A 17,568-nucleotide genomic window follows, 5' to 3' on the forward strand; every position below is an offset into this window, starting at 1 on the left:
TCCGATGCTCACCGGAACTCGGTTCACCACTTCCGAGACACCGGCTGAAAAGCCCCAACACTGAAGAGACGACTCCGGTTTCAGTGCCCTGATGATGGGACCCGGCCCGTAGGAGCGATACCACGAGCCGATTTCCGAACCTAGAAGCAACCGCGGATATCGGGAAGCATCCTGGCACAGGCTGTCCGCCCACCACCCCACCGTGTCCGCGTTTCGTGAGTCGAGTCCGGAGAAAAGACGATGCCGCCGAGGTGTACCTCCTCGGCGGCATCGTCAATAGGGTTGGGCGGCAAGATACTTTGCGAGAGGTCCGACGCCCACGGCAACCATATCCAGCGGACGGCGTCACGGTCGTGCGGCGCCGGACAACCGTCCGGTTCGGCTACCTCATGGCCGGAACCGCCCCCGGCGCACCGCCCCCGCCACTTCCGCGTCACGGGCGCCCTGGCAGGTCTCGAAGCCCCCACCGCTGGGCCGGACCGCGAGACCGGGCGACAGCTGGGCGATGTGCCGGCGGGCGTGAATCGGAGCGTGCCCGGTCCAGCGCACATAGGCACGCCGGAAATCGCGTATATCGCTGTAGCCGATCTCGGCCGCGATGGCTGCCATCGTGAGATCGGATTCGCGAATCAGGAACTCCGCGCGGCGGTAGCGAACCCGGTCTCGGATCGCGCTGAATTGCTCACCGGAGGCGGTGAGCAAACGGCGCAAGGTGCGTTCGGTGAGATGCAGCCGGTGCGCCACATCCGCCATGGTGAGCGGCTGCCGAATGTGCTCGCGCAGAATCCTCTCCACGGCGCGCACGATATCCGGCCGAGCCTCTTCCTGCCCCAGCATCTTCCGGCACGCCGTGACCGTTGCGCGCAGGTACTCCCGATGGTAGGTCGGGATGCGCTGGTCCAGCAGCGCGACCGGGAAGACCATGCGGTTCGCGTCGGCGCCGAAATGCACCGGGCAGCCGAAGAACCGGAGGTAGCGATTCGCGTGCGGCGGAGCCGGATAGGCCAGCTCCAGCCGGACCGGTGCCAGCGCCGACCCGGTCATGGCGCGCAGCATCACCAGCGACCTACAGCAGGCTTCCTCGCACAGGAACGCCACCAGATCCGGTTCCGGCGCGCGCTCGTAGAGTCGCAGCGCGACCTGAGCGCCGAACGTCTCGAGCTCACTGTCGACCAGCATGCCCATCAGCGCGTGGAACTCCCTGCCCACCGCGATGGCGGACCCGACGGTTCGGCTCAATCGCATGGCCACACCCGGCATGCCGCACGATACGAGTACGTCCCGGGTGCCGATCCGCATACCCAGCGGCTCCGCCGGCATGGCCTGGAGCGCGCGCCGCAGTATCGAGACCGATTGGCAATAGGAGAGTCTCGTGCCGGGCAGGAATATCTGCTCGGGCGTCAGCCCGGTGCCGGCGAACCAGGGCGCGGCATCGATGCCACTCTCGCGCGCGTGATCGACCACGGCCGCCGGCACCACCGGACTGATGGTCGCGGCCACCACATGTGGATCTTGGTCCACGGTTGTCCCCTTCCCCTTCCCCTGCACCGCGCAGCCAGTTCCTGTGATCAGATGAGCTTCGGGTCGGAATAGACCGTCGCAACGGTGTCCGAGACCCCGGTGGAAACGGCGAACTCGGTGAAGACCCGCACCGAGACCGGGCCTAGGCAGCCATCGACATGCACGTGCATACCGGCGAGATCGACCGCGCCGAGCTTGCCGTCGAGGGTGCGTTCGTTGATCGTCACCGACGTGATGGTGCCGGGTTTGATGGTGGCCGTCAGGCTGGGTTCGATGCTGGGACCGAGCTTGAATTCGGTGCCGGGAGTCGGGAGCAGGGTCACCTTGGCGTCCGGGCCGATGGTCGTCGACGATCCGGCCTCGATGCCCTGCGACACGTCGGTATTGCAACCGAGCTGAATGCCGGTGCGCAGCACCGCGGATTTCACCTCGCTGCTGCCGGCTCCCTCGATGGCGCCGATGCTCCCCGCATCAACGAAAGCCTCTCGCGTCCACGGCGATTGAGCCAGGTTGGGAACGCTGTTGACGCCGACGTTCACCGATGACGCCCGGACCGTCCAGCCGTCGGCGGTGATCCGCTCCATCGAGTGATCCGCACTCCGCGAGAACTCCGCCGCCGCGGTCCCCGCGACCAGGGTCGCGCCGAACGCGACTCCACACACACCGATAACATACTTTTTTGTTTTCACGGCAATCGAAAAAGTCCGCCGAGGCGGTGTAAGGTCTATCGACTTGCTGCCGAAGCACTGGCAGCGGCCAGCAATGCTTGCCTCCGGGCTGCCAGTTCGGCTCTCAGCTCGGCGATTCGCTCGGCAGCGTCTAACAGAATTCGGTCGATCGAATCCAGCTCCGCCGGTTCTCGGACCGAAATATCCTTTCGCGCCGCCTCAGGTGATCGCACGGTGATATCAAAGCGCGTCAGGGAAGATCCGCACAGGGGCGAATCGGCGAAGGCGGGCGAAAAGCGGACAAACGCCGACAGTTCCGTGACATGAAGCGGCCCGGGCGGGAAACCCGCCCGGGCCGCGACGATCACCGAAATGCCTTGCTACGCCCCGAAGGAGCCGGTGCTCAGGGTGTTGAAAACGCCGCCGAAACCAGCCGTGATGGTATTGATGATGCCATCCAGGGCGGCGCTACCAGTGTCAAAGATAACCGGAATCATTTAGATCCTTTCATCGCGATTCCCCGGCGAAGCACCGGGCTGACATTTTCAGTATCCATACGCCGCTGGCGAATGTTTCATGCGGAAGCAATTTGTGACGCCGATAACATAAAAAGTCCTTGAATGCACCTGAACGCGAAAAGGAAAAGGGTATAAGCGGACTTGAACGGGGGAAATTCGGACGCCCGAGACGGTTCGGGCGCATTTTGCCTGCCGCCCCGCCGGTCGCCATACGCTCGGTCACCGGAAGGGGGAAAGAATTCTGCGGCCGGTGCGCGACCGGACAGGTCTCTCCACCTTCCGGGCCCACGCCCCTACGTTGAATTCGCAGGCGTAATTCTCGAAAGGGCGGAATCCGGCTCATGAAGTTCTCTCCGGCTCGGCTCGGAAGTAGGCGGCAGTTGGTATTACCGGGTCTGTGTCTGGCACTGCTGGCCGGCACCACCGCGAACATGTCCGCCACGCAGGCGGATGCGACGCCGTGGGTGAGTTGCCCACCCGACAGCGGGGTCACCGCCGACTCGCAGGCCCGGTGCGCCGTTCTCGAAGTGCCGCTCGACTACGCCGATCCCGGCGCCCGCACCATCGAGGTGACGGTGAGCCGTGTACCCGCCCGCGATCCCGCGCATCGCCTCGGTGTGTTGTTCGGCAATCCCGGCGGTCCCGGCGGATCCGCACTCGACTTCTGGGACAGGCGAATCGGGGCACTGCCGCCGATGATCGCCGACCGCTACGACCTGATCGCCGTGCAGCCGCGTGGACTGCGCTGGTCCACTCCGCTCGCCTGTGCGGGCGAAGCCGAGGGGGCGACCGATCCGTCCTGCGCCGCTGTGCCGACGGACCTGGCCCGGCACATCACCACCGCGGCGACGGCACGGGATATGGATCAGGTGCGGAAGATGCTGGGCGAGCAGCGAATCGACTTCTACGGAGCGTCCTACGGAACGTACCTGGGTGCGGTGTACGCCACTCTCTTCCCGGAGCATTCCGGCAAGTTCGTGCTCGACTCGAACGTGCACCCCGGCTGGATCTGGAACGAGGAGTTCGCACAGCAGCAGGAAGCTCGGGAAACCCGGCTCGGCGACCTGTTCAGCTGGATCGCCGAGAACGACGCGATCTATCACCTCGGTTCGACCCGGCAGGCCGTCTACGAACAGTGGGCGGCGCAAGTGGCCGCGGAGGGCTCGCCGGTCCTGGCCAATCTGGCGCCGGAGACGCAGGGCCTGACCGAACAGGCGCAGCGTCATCTCGCCCCGGTGATCGGCCCGGACGCGGCCACCTGGACCGCGGAACAATTGGCGTTCCTGCGCAATATGACACGTGTGCTGCCCCGGGCGGTTCGGCCCGATCCGGTGAACCGGACCTTCACGGCCACATCGATCGCGCTCTACGCGCGCAAACTCTGGCCCGATCTGGCGTCGGCACTACAGCGCGTCCGGGCGAACGCCGCCGATGTCGAGGCGCTGGACCGCATGGCGGGCCGGAGCACCGACGGCGATCCGAGTAGTCCGTTCGTCTTCACCGCCATCACCTGCGGCGAAGACGGTCATCTCGGCGACCCGGTGCAGCTCCTCGCGGGTCTCGGCCGGATGGTCACCGGCGCGAGCTTCTTCGATGTCGGCAAAGCCATGGTAAGGAGCGGACTGCACTGCGCCGGCGTCGAAAAGCCCGCCGACCCGCCGGTGCGGATCGACGGATCGGCGCTGGCGATCAAGCCACTCGTATTGCAGAGCGATCACGACCCGGCGACCGCGGCCGCCGGCGGCCCGGCGATGGCGGAGGCACTCGGCGGCACGCTGATCCGGGTCGGCGGCGGAGATCACGGCCTGTTCGGACGCGGGGACGCTCGGCTCGATGCCGCGGTGGTCCGCTACCTCGAAACCGGCACGGTCGAAATGACTTCGGCTGATCAGGCGCCTATCCCCGCGCGGCGCTGACCGCTTCCGACCGGAGGGGAATACCGGAATCGACAGGTCGTCCGAGGACAGCATCGGATACGCGTTGTCCGGGATTCCGTTTCGATTCGTAGGCTCGGTATCGAGGCACCGACAGCCTCACCCCACAGATCGGAAATCGCCGCCGGGCTCCCCTCGTCGCCCGGCGGCGATTTCCTTTTTCTCCCGCTGCTAGCGCCGCCGGTCCACGTGGTACACGGCGGCGACATCATCGAGAACCGAACGCGCGCCGTACAATCCGACGGCGCTCATCCAGGTGAGGTCGTCGACTTCGTGGATTGCGCCGTGCAGTTTGCCCCACAGCGGGTTGGCCTTGAACTTCTCCTCGGTCTGCTGCGAGAGCCCGCCCTTGTCCGCGTAGCGGGTGATGAAGATGTCGTCGGCGTCCATCAACGCGATCTGCTCATCGGAGATCTCGGTGCTGAATCCGCTGCCGCGCGCCGCCGCCGGCCGGTCGAAGCGGAGGTCCTTCATGATGACGCCGATATAGGTCGCCTCCTTGTAGATTCGCGTCGGTCCGTCGACGAAGCGCACCACCGATACGGTCGGATTGCCGCCACGAGTCCGGCGCACCTCGTCCCCGATCTGCCCGGCTCGCTGTTCGAAAGCGGCGATCTGCTCCGCGGCCTTCGTCTCCGCGCCCAGCACGGTCCCGGTCAATCGCAGGTTGTTCTTCCAGTCGGCTCCGGTCGTCGCGGAGAACACCGTCGGCGCGATGGCGGACAATTGCTTGTACAGCTTCTCGTGCCGCACCTTCGCCGACAGAATGACATCGGGGCGCAGGGCCGCGATCTTCTCCAGGCTCGGCTCCTCCAGCGTGCCGACCGCCACGGCGTCCGGCGCGAACTTCGCGGCGTCCTCGCCGAAATAGGCCGGGAGACCGTCGCCGCTGCCGGCGATCGTGGTGTAGCCCACCACATTCCCGCCGAGGGCCAGGGCGGCATCGACGAAAGTCAGGTCCAGGGCCACGATTCGACGCGGCGGGGCTTGAATGTCGGTCGATCCCATGGCGTGTTGCACGGTCAGGGGAAATCCGGCCGATTCTGTCCGGGTTTCCCCGTAGCCGCTCGAAGCGCCGGATCCGCATGCGGCAGTGGCTATTACGCCCAGCAGGATTGCCGCCATGCTCAGCAGGCGTCTGAGCGGATGGATTCTCAACACAGTCATCGATTGCGTCCCTCCACGGCGAATTTGGTAAGGGTAGGGTTATCTATGAATTTGCCGCTCTGGGAGGATAAGTGAAGGAAGCCGTCTCCGCACCCCCGGAAATCCGGCCGAGAATCAGGCGAACTAGCATGCGCAGGAAGCATTTTGCGGTCTTGGCACTGCTCATCGCAGCAATGTTCGCCAGTATTTTGCTGAGCATCGCAATCGGCTCCAAGCTGCTGACACTCGAGCAGATCTGGCACGGCCTGTGGCACGCCACCGACACCGAAGGCGACATCATCGTGCGCGACCTGCGCCTGCCCCGCACCGCACTCGCCGTCATCGCCGGGATCGCCCTCGGGGTGGCGGGTGCGCTCATGCAGGGCCACACTCGCAATCCCATCGCCGATCCGGTGCTGCTGGGCATCAGCGCGGGCGCGAGTCTCAGCGTGGTCGCGAGCATCACGCTGCTCGGCATGACCACGCTCGCCGGTTTCGTGTGGTTCGGCTTCGCCGGATCCCTGCTGGCCAGTGTGACCGTCTACCTGGTCAGCGCTCGCGCCCGCGGCGGTGCGGCCCCGGTGACCCTGGCCCTGACCGGCTCGGCGGTACACGCGTTGTGTACCGCGCTCACGGCCGGGATCGTGATCCTCGATCAGAATGCCCTCGACGTCCTGCGGTTCTGGACCGTCGGTTCGGTGAGCGGCCGCCCGACCGGCATCATCGCCGACATGCTGCCGTTCGTCGCGATCGGTCTGTTGCTCGCGGCCACCGATGCGCCACGCCTGAACGCGCTTTCGCTCGGTGAGGACACCGCGCGCGCACTGGGGGTGCGGCTCGGCACGGCCCGGCTCACCGGCATGGCGGCCATCACCCTGCTCACCGGCGCGGCCGTGGCGGCCTGCGGTCCGATCGGCTTCGTCGGCCTGATGGCCACTCATATCGGCCGGGCTCTCACCGGCCCCGACTATCGCTGGATCACCGGCTACGCGGCGATCATCGGAGCGACCATGATGCTGTGTGCGGACGTGCTGGGACGGGTAGTGGCCCGGCCCGGTGAATTGCCGGTCGGGATCATGCTCGCCCTGCTCGGCGCGCCCCTGTTCATTCATCTGCTCCGCCGCCGGAAGCCGGTGCGATTGTGAAAGATGCTCGGACAGAACGGCTCTCGCTCCACACCCGCGCCACCCTCCGGATCGGCCCGGTATCGGCGGTACTGCGTCCGCTGACCCTGCTGGTCCCACTGGCGGTCGCCGCGGCGCTCGCGACCGCGCTCGTGATCGGTACGGGCAGAGGCGATTTCCCGATTCCCGTCCTCGATGTCGCGCGTGTCCTGCTCGGCGGCGGGACCGAGTCACAACGACTGGTGGTCCTGCACTTCCGGATGCCGCGCGCACTCACCGGCGTATTCGTCGGGGCGGCGCTGGGGCTGGCAGGCGCGATCGTGCAGGGCGTGGCACGCAATCCCCTCGCCAGCCCGGACCTCCTCGGCGTCACGGCCGGCGCGGCCACCGGGGCCGTCGCGGTGATCGTGCTCGGCGGCGAATACGGCGGGGTCGGCGGCGCCGCTGCCACCATCGGCGTCCCGGCGGCGGCGATCGCCGGTGGACTGGCCGCCGCCGGCATCGTGCACCTGCTCGCGGTCCGACGCGGTCTGGCCGGATTCCGGTTGCTGCTGATCGGTGCGGGCGTGCAAGCCGTGCTCTCCAGCGTGGTCTCCTGGCTGCTCATCAAGGCCTCCATCGTGGACGCGGGTCGCGCCGTGCTGTGGCTGACCGGGAGCCTCAATGGTGCGAGCTGGGACAGCGCCCGCGCGGTGGGCTGGGCCCTGCTTGTGCTCCTGCCGGCCGTCGGCGCGTTGTCGTTCACCTTCGGCGCCTTGACTTTCGACGACGACACCGTGCGGGGCCTCGGTGTCCGGGCTACCGGCGCGCGCGGCGGGCTGCTCGTCGCCGCCGTACTACTCACCGCCACCGCGACCGCCGCCGCCGGGCCGGTGGCCTTCGTCGCGCTGGCCGCACCGCAACTGGCGCTGCGGCTGGCGCGCACACCCATCCCGCCCCTGTTCACCTCGGCACTGGTCGGCGCGACCTTGACGGTGACCGCGGATCTGCTGGGGCGCACCGCATTCGGATCCATCGAACTGCCCGTCGGCATCCTGACCGCCGCGCTGGGCGCTCCCTATCTGCTGTATCTGCTCGTCACGGGCGGAAAGGATCGCGCATGACCGATACGACCCTCACCGGATCCCGTTTGCGGGCAGAGCGTTTGACGGTCGGCTACGGCGACCGGGACGTCGTGCACGAGGTGGATCTGGCGATCCCCGACGCGGCGGTGACGGTGGTGATCGGACCCAACGGCTCCGGCAAGTCCACTCTGGTCCGTGCGCTGGGCCGGCTCGTTCGCCCACGCTCCGGCCGAGTTCTGCTGGACGGCAGCGATATTCACGAACTGCCGACCCGCGCCGTGGCGAATCGGCTGGGATTGCTGCCGCAGACTCCGCAGGCTCCCGAGGGCATACTCGTCGCCGATCTGGTGGCCCGGGGCCGGCACCCGCACCAGAGTTGGTACCGCCGCTGGTCGGCCGAGGACGAAGCGGCCGTAGCAGAGGCGTTGCGCCGCACCGGAACCCACGATCTGGCCGAACGCCCGCTGGATCAGCTCTCCGGCGGACAGCGCCAGCGCGCCTGGATCGCCATGGCCCTGGCCCAGCACACCGACATCCTCCTGCTCGACGAGCCCACCAACCACCTCGATCTGGTGCATCAACTCGATGTCCTGGACCTGGTGCGCGAATTGCAGCGCGATACCGGCCGCACCGTGGTGCTGGTCCTGCACGACCTGTCGCTGGCCGCACGGTACGCCGACCGGATCGTGGCGATGCGCGCGGGCCGCGTCGTGGCGCACGGCCCGCCCGCCGAGATTCTCACCGGCGAGCTGTTGCGCGAGGTGTTCGATCTGGAGGCACGGGTGCTGGTCGACGCGGAATACGCTGTGCCGCTGGTGGTACCGCTCGGCCGTCACCGGCCGGCAAGGCTATGACGGCGCGGCCCTGACCACCGGCGGGCGGCCCATGCAGCCGGCGGCGAGCCCGCACATCCCCGCCGCCGCGACGGCCGCCGCGACCGCGCCCCACCGATCGACGAGCAAGCCGCTCAACGGATTCGCGACGGCTGTCGCGGCCGTCGTCCCGGAGGCGATCCAGCCGAAGACCTCGGCCCGGCAGGCGGGACCGGCCGCATCGCCGACGACGTCGTAGACGACCGCCAGCGCGGGCGGAATCAGCGCACCGCCCAGCAGCAGGGCCAGCCCGACCGGCCAGACCCGGCCGCCGGTGAGCGCCGGGGACAGCGCCGGAATCAGCAGCGCCACACCGCAACCCACCACCGCCATGCGCGCCCTGGGATTCCCGCCGCCGGTCAGCCACAGCGTCGCCGCCAGCCCACCGAGCACCGATCCCACCGCCCAGACTCCGATCAGCACGCCACCGAGCGCGGGGGTTCCGCGCTCGTAGGACCAGGCGATCAAGACGAAGTCGATCATGGCGAAGCAGGTGACGAACAGCGTCACCGACAGCACCGAACGCGCCACCCCGGGCACGCGCAGCGGTGAGCGGCCACCGTGGCCCGCCGGGTGCTCCGGCGGTGGCCGATCGATTCCGGCCCGGCGCACCGCCAGCGCCAACCCGACCCCGCCGGCGACGGCCAGCAGGCCGGAGACCACCACCGCGCCGCGCGCACCGACCGCGGCGATGACCAGCGCGGTGGCCCCGGGCCCGGTGACCAGCACCAGTTCGTTGGCGGTCGCTTGCACGGCGAAGGCACGCTGCCGCACCGCTCCCCGGGCCAGCTGCGAGACTTTGGCCCGCGATATCTGAGTTCCGGGCGGACAGCAGCAACCGACCGCGAAGGCGGCGACGACCAAGGGCGCCATACCGGCCGCGGCGGGTACCGCGGCGAGCGCGGCGACCCCGCAGCCGTACAGCGCCGAAGTCGTCGCGAGATAGCGCGCCGCCGGTCGCCGGTCCACTACGCGCCCGCGCAGCGGCGCGGTGATCCCCTGGCCCAGCACCAGCGCACCGCTCACCACACCCGCCGCCGCGTACGAGCCTGTCACCTCCGTGGCCATCACGAGCAACGCGAACAGCGTCGCCGACAGGTGCAGCCGGCCCGCGAACCCCCAGACCAGCACGGATACCAGACCGGGCGTCGCGGCCAACTGCCGCAGTGGCGACACCGCACCGCGCTCGGAAATCACGACCGCAGCGCTCCGCGGCGGCGCTGCCAATCGGTCACGGCATCGGCGGACGCGTCCAGCTCGGCGCGGAACAACGCGGCGTAGTGCTCGACGATCTCCGAACCCAGCAGGCGGGCAACGAGTTCGGAGGAGGTGAAGCGGTCCAGCGCCTGCCACGGCGTGACGGCCAGCCGTTCCAGCGCCTGACCGGACGGGGGCGGGCGCAGTTCGTCCTCGATCCCCGACAGGCCCGCCGCGATCAGCGCCCCGACCGCCAGATGCGGTTGCGCGTCCGCCCCGGGGAATCGGCATTCCAGGCGCAGCGACGAGCCCGCGCCCGCCAATCGCACCGCCGCCGTGCGATCATCCACGCCCCAGCGCACCTCGGTGGGTGCGAAAGAGCCGGTGCGCAATCGCACGTAGGCGTTGACCGTCGGCGCCCACACCGGGGTCAGATCGGCCGCGGCGCGCAGCACCCCCGCCAGGAACGAGCCCAGCAATGGGCTCAGCTCTCGCGAACCGGCTTGCCGTGCACCGAGATTCGAGCCGTCGGCGCTGTTGAGCGAAAGATGGGCGTGGCAGGAGCTGCCCTGTCCGGACGCCTCGGAGGCCAGGTAGGAAGCGGTAATCCCGTGCCGGACCGCGGTCTGGCGCACCAGGAACTGCTGGATCATGGCATCGTCGCACGCGGCGAGCGCGTCGCGGTGGCGCAGCACCAGCTCGTACTGGCCCGGATGGGTCTCGGCCCGCGCCGATTCCGGGCCGAGCCCGCCTTCGCCCAGGACCTCGCGCAACTCCGACAGCAGCGGCAGCAGCGGCTCGGTGCCGCCGAGTGCGTAATCGATGCCGTGCGCGGTCATCGGTGCGCCATCGGATCGATAGAAGGTGACCTCGTGCTCGAGCCCTACCGAGGGGATGATGCCCCACCCCTCGGCCGCCGCTAGCTGGGAGCGCAGGAACGTGCGCGGCGCGACGTTAACCGGCGATCCATCGGGCCAGATCGCGTCGCAGACCAGATACCAGCTGTCGCCCGATCCCGGAACCGGTATGGCGGTCGCCGGATCCGGCCGCAGCAACAGGTCCGAAAAGGTACCGAAATAGCGCGCGAGCTCGGGTGCGGCGGCGACTCCGCGCTCCACGGTCCACGCGAAAAGATAAGTGCACGCGCCATATCCGCTCGCGAGCACGGAATCGGTGAAGACCTCGCCGTCGATCTCGACCGCCGCGAATCGGGCGTGCGGGTCTGGCACCAGCAGGATCACCCGGCGCGGAGGCCGCGCGGCCCACCCGGCGCGTACCCGCTCGGCGGCAGCCGCTCGCGCGGCGAGCGTACGCGGCCCGGTAGGGCGCGCCCAACCGGCATCGGTCGCGGCGGCCGAGATCACCAGGCCCCCTGCGGATCCGGTGCGGCCAGCGGATTGGGCACCTGCCCGAAGCGGACGTCGAATTCCTCGTCACGGTCGACCCGATCGAAACCCTCGCCCGCCAGATGCTCGCGATTGAGGGTCACGCGCTCGAGTTCCGGGACGAACAGATCCAGATCCGGCATGCGCCGCACGTAGTCCGGGAAACGTTTCAGATAGGCGCGGACGATGCCGCGCACCTGCTCCCACATGGCGGTCCGGGGGTAACCCAGGTCGTCGTAGGCGATCTCGGCCAGAAAGCGAACCTGACCCGAGAAGACCGGCGAGAACAGCGATTGCGCCATCAACGGGGCCGGCCAGCGCAGCATGTGGGCGCGCGCCTCCGGACTCAGCGTGTCGTGGATGGGCAGATCCGCGTCGATGAGATCGACGCCCTGGGCGAAGTCCTTGATCAGCACCCGCTGCGGCCAGCCGTCGGAATCGACGACGAGGATGAGGTTCTGACTGTGCGGAACGAATGCCACACCGTACTTGTAGAGCCAGTGCAGCAGCGGGGTGAGGATCAGATCGTAGAGGCGGCCGAACCACTCCGCCGGGCCCATGCCGGAGGTGCGGACGAGGTGGGTGACCACCGAATCACCCCAGGCATCGCGAAACGGCAGGGCCGCCAACGAGATAGCTCGCTCGCCGGCGGCGATCCGAGTACGCACCGGCTCCCGCCACAGGGCGCCCAGCGTCTCGTGGAAGCGGTACGGCAGGTCCTCCAACGGGCCGAACAGCGGGTGCCGCACCGACACCGCCGCGATCTCGCCGAGCAGCTCGAACCGGTATTCCTCGGACAGCAGGGCGTCGCGCCGCTGAATCGACAACAGCCATTCGGTGACGGCCGGGCCGGTGAGGGTGGCCGTGGAGTTCAGGCCGCGATAGACCAGGGTGTTGCGGATCGAACAGGCGGTCTTGACATCACGCCGGTCCGGATGGGCGATATTGGCCAGCGTGCGGACGGTCTGGTGCGGGACGTACTCGTCGACCGAATCGCCGAGCGCCACGATCTTTCCGGTGGCGAGTTCGGCCGCGTAGAGGGTGCCGACGATCTCCTCCCACTGCCACGGGTGGACCGGCATCCACACGTAGTCGGCCGGTTCCACCCCGGCCGCGCGCAGCCGATCGGTGAAGGCCGCCCGGGTTTCGGCGTCCAGTTCCTTTGCGAGCAATTGCTTTTCATCGAGCCACGGCACGGATCGGAAGCTGGCCAGATCCCGGTGCACCGCGGCCCATCGAACCGGGAACGGCGTCCGGGCTTCCGGCGCGAAACGGGCCCGGTCCGCGGCGGAGAATCCGACGCGGCCCTTGTTGACGACGATCCGGGGGTGGCCGGGCAGCCTGCTGTCAGCGAGATCGTAAGGAAGAGAGGCGAGTTCGGCCGCCATGATGTGCTCGGACAACCGCATCGCCTCATTGGACACGGTGGCGGTGAGTTCGGCGAGCACGTCGGCCAGGCGCAGGCCGGAAAGACCCAGCAATGCCCGGGCGTCGACCAGCAGCGCGCGCGGATCGTCGGCGGGCACCTGGACGGCGGTCCCGTCCTCCCGGGTCGCCGAACCAGCGGTGACAACCCAGGATTCGAACGCACCGCGCCGGGCACGGAACCGGTACACGACACCGTCCGGCAGCGGCAGCCGCCAGGCCGGATCGGTGCCGTCGGTCACCGGCGCCGGGTCGGGCTCGGGCCGGAACAACATCTCGTAGGAGAGTTCGCCGAGCATCTTCTCGGTGATCAATCTCCCGGCGCGCCGCCAATGCGTCTGTGATTCCGATGAAAGTCGCTGCGTCACTGCGCATCTCCGTTCTGGTTCAAGGTGGTGGCGTACTCGTCGGCGTCCTCCGGCACGGGGATGGCGCCGATCCCGAAGGAGGTGAAGGCGGTGCGCTCGGGCAGCGGATAGGTCTCGACGCCGGTGAGGGCATTGATGATCACCGCCGAACGCCAGGCGGCCAGCCCCAGGTCCGGCGTGCCGACGCCGTGGGTGTGATCCTCGAAGTTCTGGACGAACACGGACCCGCCGATCGCCGGATCGAGCACGAGCCGCTGTGTGGCATCGACCAGCGGGCGGTGCCCGGTGTCGGTGCGCAAATAGGGCCGCAGCGGCGCCAGCACGGCATCGACGGGCCGCTTGCGGTAGCCGGTGGCCAGCACCACGGCGTCGGTGCGCAGCTCGCGCCGGGCACCCTGATCCCGTTGTTCCACATGCAGTTCCAGATGGCGGCCGCGCCGTCGCGCGCCGGTCACCGCCACCCCCGGGGTGAGGGTCACATCCGGCCAATTCCCATCGAAACTGCGGTGGTAGAGCTCATCGTGAATCTCACCGAGGGTCGTAGCGCTCACGCCCTTGTACAGCTGCCACTGCTGCGGCCACAACCGATCCCGCGCGTCCTCCGGCAGCTGGTGAAAATACCGGGTGTAGTCGGGAGTGAACTGTTCCAGCCCGAGCTTGCTGTACTCCATGGGCGCGAAAGCGGGCGTGCGGGCGACCCAGGTCAGCCCCTCACGCAACGGCGGCCGGTGACGCAACAGATCGAGCAGCACCTCCGCGCCGGACTGGCCCGCTCCGACCACGGTGATGTGGTCGGCCGCGAGCAGGCGTTCCCGGTTCCGCAGATAGTCCGCGGCATGCATCACCGGAGTCGAAGGGTCGTCGAGCAGGGATCGCAGCGGTGCCGGAACGTGCGGTTCGGTGCCCACCCCGAGGGCCACATTGCGGGCGTGGACGCGGCCGCGACGGCCGGTCGGCCCGGCGGCGTCGAGTTCGGTGTAGTCGATATGGAAGGCGGCGGCCTCGCCATCCCACCCGATCCGCTCGATCCGACGGCCGAATCGCACGGACGGCAAGCGCTCACTGGCCCAGCGGCAGTAGTGGTCGTACTCGGCGCGCCGAATGTGGAACCGTTCGGCGAAATAGAACGGGAACAACCGCCCCTGACTGCGCAGATAGTTGAGAAACGAATAGGGACTGCGGGGTTCGACCAGGCTCACCAGGTCCGCGAGGAACGGCACCTGTAGCGTCGTGCCGTCGATGAGCAGACCCGGGTGCCAGCGAAACGCCGGCGACTGCTCGAAGAATGCGGAACGCAACCGCGGCACCCCGTCGGCGAGAGCGGCGAGGGACAGATTGAACGGTCCCGCACCCACGCCCAGCAGATCGAGCGGGTGGTCAGCGGTTCCATGCGACATCGGTGTCCTCCGGAGAATCGAATGCGGTATCGGCGGCCGCATCCAGCAGCGCGCGCAGATCCGCTGCCCGCGTGTGCGGATGCAGCATGGTCACCTTCAGCCACAACAACTGTCGGCCGTCGGCATCCTCGGCCAGCGCCCGCCCGAGCACGGCCCGGCCGGTGTAGAGCAAGTGCCGCCGGATCTCGGCGACGAGGGCGTTCCCGGCGGCGTCGGGCAGGGCGTCGGCCAGGATCGGCCGGAACAGGACGGTGCTGATGCCGACCTCCCCAGCCCGCCGGCGCAGGGCGGGATGCGCGTCGACGGCGCGCGCCAATTCCGTTGCGGCATCGATACACCGGTCGACGAGCTCCCCGATTCCGGTGCGGCCCAGGGCGCGCAGGGTCGCCGCGATCTTGAGCACATCAGGTCGCCGCGAGGTACGCAGCGATCGGCCGAGTACATCGGGCAACCCGGCCGCGGTGTCGTCATCGGCATTGAGATAGGCCGCGCGCAGCGACAAGGCTTGCAGCGCCGTGGCATCGGCGACGGCGAGCACGCCCGCCGCGACCGGCTGCCAGCCGAGTTTGTGCAGGTCGATGGTTACCGACACCGCGCCCGGCAATCCGGCGAGCCGATCGGCGAACCGGGCGCTGAACAGCAGCGCACCGCCGTACGCCGCGTCGATGTGCAGTGTCGCGCCGTGCCGGGCGACCGCGTCGGCGATCTGCGGCAGCGGATCGATCAAACCCTCGTCGGTGGTCCCCGCGGTGGCGACCACCAGGGTGGGGCGCTGCTCGCCGGACAGGATCTCTTCCAGCGCTTGCACATTCATCACCCCGGCCGGACACGGGATGCCGACGGGAGTGGGCAGGCCGAGCGTCCACGCCGCACGGCGCACGCTGTGATGCGCGTTCTCGCCGACCACGATTCGCAGCGGTTCGGCGGAGCGCGCCCGGGCCCGCTCCCGCGCGATGAGCAGGGCGATCAGATTGGATTCCGTTCCGCCGCTGGTGATCAGCGCGTCGGGGGCCGGTGCGTCCGGGTAGACGAGTTTCGCCAGTGCCCGCGTCGTCAGCTCCTCCACGACGGTGGCCGCGGGGGCTTGATCCCAGGAGTCCATGGATTGATTGAGGACCGACGCGGCCAGGTCCGCGGCGACCGAGACGGCCAGCGGCGGGCAGTGCAGATGCCCGACGCAGTCGCGTTCGGAGGGGTCGGCCGAGCCGGCCGCCACCGCCCGCACCAGGGTCGTGAGCGCGTCGCCGACCCCGACGCCATGCTCGGGCAATATCGGACCGCAGGCTCGGATCACCTGTTCGGCAACCGATTCCGGCCCACCGCTGGGCAACGGGCCACCGCGGTCGGCGGCACCTGCCTCCAGTGCCTCGAGCACGGTCCGGGTCAGCGAATGCATTTCGGCGAGCCCCTCGGCCCCGCCCGCGACTCGCACCGCGCCAGGTGATTGCCCGCTCACGCCGCTCCGCTCCGAACGGTCCCCAACGCGGACTGAATGCGATCCAGCACCGAGTCGGCTTGCTTGTCGCTCAGCACCAATGGCGGCAGCAGCCGCACGACGGTGTCGGCACGGCCGCCTAGTTCGAGCATGAGACCCGCTTCCAGGCAGGCGATCTGCAATGCGCGGGCCCGGCTCGGATCCGGCGGGAGGGATCCCAGCGGGTCGGGATCGCCGCTCGGGTCGACGATCTCGATGCCGATCATCAGCCCGCGCCCTCGGACTTCACCGAATTCCGGATGGTCGGCGGCCAGTTCCCGCAACCCGAGCCGCAGCCGCTCCCCCAAGGTTTCGGCGCGCGCGGCCAGCCCCTGCTCCGCGACCGTTCGCAGCGTGATCTCCCCCGCCACCATGCCCAAGGTGTTGCCGCGGAAGGTGCCGGTGTGATCACCGGGCTGCCAGACATCCAGTTCGGGCCGGTAGGCGATGAGCGCCAGCGGCAGACCGCCACCGACCGCCTTGGAGGTGACGAGGATGTCGGGCGTGACCCCGGCTCGCTCGCAGGCCCAGTAGTGCCCGGTGCGGCCGACGCCGGTCTGCACCTCGTCGATGATCAGCATGACGCCGTGATCGGTGGTGATCCGCCGGATCTCGCGGAGCCACTCGTCCGGCCCTTCGACGACACCGCCCTCGCCCTGGACGACCTCGAGCACCACCGCCGCCGGCGTGGCGACGCCGCTGCTCGGATCCGACAGGAAATTCTCGAGCAATCGAGCCGACAACCGCCCCGCCTGCGCGGCGCCGACCCCGAAGGGACAGCGATATCCATACGGGTACGGGAGGCGGGTGACCGCCACGGTATCGGCGCCGGCCGCGCGCATCCGGGCCGGGCCGGAGAGCGCGGACGCGCCGAGCGTCATCCCGTGATAGCCGCCGGTGAAGGCGACCACGCCGTGTCGGCCGGTGGCGTAGCGGGCGAGTTTCACCGCGGCTTCGACGGCATCGGTGCCCGCCGGACTACAGAAGTGCAGTCGTGCTCGGTCGCGCAGCGTGCCGGGTAGCACGCCGGCCAGGGTGGCGCTGAACGCGTCCTTCTGCGGCGTGATCATGTCGAGGGTGTGCAGTGGCACCCCCGAGTCGAGCGTCTGCCGCAGACCCGCGACAACTTCGGGGTGGTTGTGCCCGAGAGCCAAGGTGCCCGCGCCGGACAGGCAGTCCAGATAGGTCCGGCCGTCGGCACCGGTGACGATCGCCCCGGTCGCGTTGACGGGAGCCACCGGGAGCGTCCGCGCGTAGGTGCGGGCGGCGGATTCCCGCCGCGCCTGTCTTTCCAACAGCACTGCACGCTGCATGGGCATACCCTTCGGTCATGATGCACGGGTGGTAGCTGAAGATTTCCCAGATCGAGAGTCTTGGGGAATTAGGTAAGGCTTAGTTGCCCGAGAGCGCCCAAGGTAGCCACCGGGGCGGTCACATGTCAATCCCGTACCGGCGCAACCTGTCCTGGAAAACCC

At 68.8% G+C, this 17,568-nt stretch carries 14 protein-coding genes; 5 read left to right on the plus strand and 9 right to left on the minus strand.

Going from position 1 to position 17,568, the window contains the following annotated elements; all coding sequences use genetic code 11:
• Positions 1-387: 387 nt before the first annotated feature.
• A complete protein-coding gene (locus tag NI1_RS20810; protein ID WP_169815605.1) occupies positions 388-1,521 on the minus strand; it encodes an AraC family transcriptional regulator in 1,134 nt (377 codons plus the stop codon).
• A gap of 47 nt (positions 1,522-1,568) precedes the next feature.
• Positions 1,569-2,183: an MspA family porin gene (locus NI1_RS20815; protein WP_067823376.1), complete on the minus strand. Its 615-nt coding sequence runs from the start codon at positions 2,181-2,183 to the stop codon at positions 1,569-1,571.
• A gap of 329 nt (positions 2,184-2,512) precedes the next feature.
• Between NI1_RS20815 and NI1_RS38045 the strand changes: the two genes are divergently transcribed.
• Both NI1_RS38045 and NI1_RS20820 read left to right on the plus strand, forming a co-directional pair.
• Complete coding sequence (locus tag NI1_RS38045) at positions 2,513-2,809, plus strand: hypothetical protein (protein WP_157535232.1); 297 nt, start codon at positions 2,513-2,515, stop codon at positions 2,807-2,809.
• A gap of 329 nt (positions 2,810-3,138) precedes the next feature.
• On the plus strand, positions 3,139-4,623 hold the full coding sequence (locus NI1_RS20820; RefSeq protein WP_169815606.1) for an alpha/beta fold hydrolase: 1,485 nt from the start codon (positions 3,139-3,141) through the stop codon (positions 4,621-4,623).
• Between the two features lie 189 nt (positions 4,624-4,812).
• Here NI1_RS20820 and NI1_RS20825 read toward each other — a convergent pair whose 3' ends face one another.
• The gene (locus NI1_RS20825; RefSeq protein ID WP_067823383.1) at positions 4,813-5,808 is read right to left on the minus strand and encodes an ABC transporter substrate-binding protein; all 996 of its coding nucleotides are present in this window, start codon (positions 5,806-5,808) and stop codon (positions 4,813-4,815) included.
• 173 nt (positions 5,809-5,981) lie between these two features.
• Here NI1_RS20825 and NI1_RS20830 point away from each other — a divergent pair, with 173 nt between their 5' ends.
• Genes NI1_RS20830 through NI1_RS20840 form a run of 3 tightly spaced genes read left to right on the plus strand, consistent with a single transcriptional unit; the run spans position 5,982 to position 8,829 of the window.
• The gene (locus NI1_RS20830) at positions 5,982-6,932 is read left to right on the plus strand and encodes a FecCD family ABC transporter permease (RefSeq protein WP_169815607.1); all 951 of its coding nucleotides are present in this window, start codon (positions 5,982-5,984) and stop codon (positions 6,930-6,932) included.
• On the plus strand, positions 6,929-8,014 hold the full coding sequence (locus NI1_RS20835; protein ID WP_245663329.1) for a FecCD family ABC transporter permease: 1,086 nt from the start codon (positions 6,929-6,931) through the stop codon (positions 8,012-8,014). The genes NI1_RS20830 and NI1_RS20835 overlap by 4 nt, the downstream gene beginning before the upstream one ends.
• Complete coding sequence (locus tag NI1_RS20840) at positions 8,011-8,829, plus strand: ABC transporter ATP-binding protein (RefSeq protein ID WP_067823392.1); 819 nt, start codon at positions 8,011-8,013, stop codon at positions 8,827-8,829. Before NI1_RS20835 ends, NI1_RS20840 begins: the two co-directional genes overlap by 4 nt.
• Here NI1_RS20840 and NI1_RS20845 read toward each other — a convergent pair.
• Genes NI1_RS20845 through NI1_RS20870 form a run of 6 tightly spaced genes read right to left on the minus strand, consistent with a single transcriptional unit; the run spans position 8,824 to position 17,406 of the window.
• Positions 8,824-10,044, minus strand: a complete 1,221-nt coding sequence (locus tag NI1_RS20845) for an MFS transporter (protein WP_067823395.1) — start codon at positions 10,042-10,044, stop codon at positions 8,824-8,826. The genes NI1_RS20840 and NI1_RS20845 overlap by 6 nt on opposite strands.
• A complete protein-coding gene (locus tag NI1_RS20850; protein WP_218026792.1) occupies positions 10,041-11,408 on the minus strand; it encodes a type I glutamate--ammonia ligase in 1,368 nt (455 codons plus the stop codon). The genes NI1_RS20845 and NI1_RS20850 overlap by 4 nt, the downstream gene beginning before the upstream one ends.
• Positions 11,405-13,222, minus strand: coding sequence for an IucA/IucC family protein (locus NI1_RS20855; protein ID WP_218026793.1), 1,818 nt, complete (start codon positions 13,220-13,222; stop codon positions 11,405-11,407). Before NI1_RS20855 ends, NI1_RS20850 begins: the two co-directional genes overlap by 4 nt.
• Positions 13,219-14,619 carry a lysine N(6)-hydroxylase/L-ornithine N(5)-oxygenase family protein gene (locus NI1_RS20860; protein ID WP_067823398.1) on the minus strand — a complete coding sequence of 467 codons (1,401 nt, stop codon included), beginning with the start codon at positions 14,617-14,619 and terminating at the stop codon, positions 13,219-13,221. Before NI1_RS20860 ends, NI1_RS20855 begins: the two co-directional genes overlap by 4 nt.
• Positions 14,600-16,075: a pyridoxal phosphate-dependent decarboxylase family protein gene (locus NI1_RS20865; protein WP_067823401.1), complete on the minus strand. Its 1,476-nt coding sequence runs from the start codon at positions 16,073-16,075 to the stop codon at positions 14,600-14,602. The genes NI1_RS20860 and NI1_RS20865 overlap by 20 nt, the downstream gene beginning before the upstream one ends.
• Positions 16,072-17,406: a diaminobutyrate--2-oxoglutarate transaminase family protein gene (locus NI1_RS20870; RefSeq protein ID WP_218026794.1), complete on the minus strand. Its 1,335-nt coding sequence runs from the start codon at positions 17,404-17,406 to the stop codon at positions 16,072-16,074. Before NI1_RS20870 ends, NI1_RS20865 begins: the two co-directional genes overlap by 4 nt.
• Positions 17,407-17,568 lie beyond the last annotated feature (162 nt).

Source organism: Nocardia inohanensis NBRC 100128 (assembly GCF_001612945.1).
In the GTDB taxonomy this organism is placed as follows: domain Bacteria; phylum Actinomycetota; class Actinomycetes; order Mycobacteriales; family Mycobacteriaceae; genus Nocardia; species Nocardia inohanensis.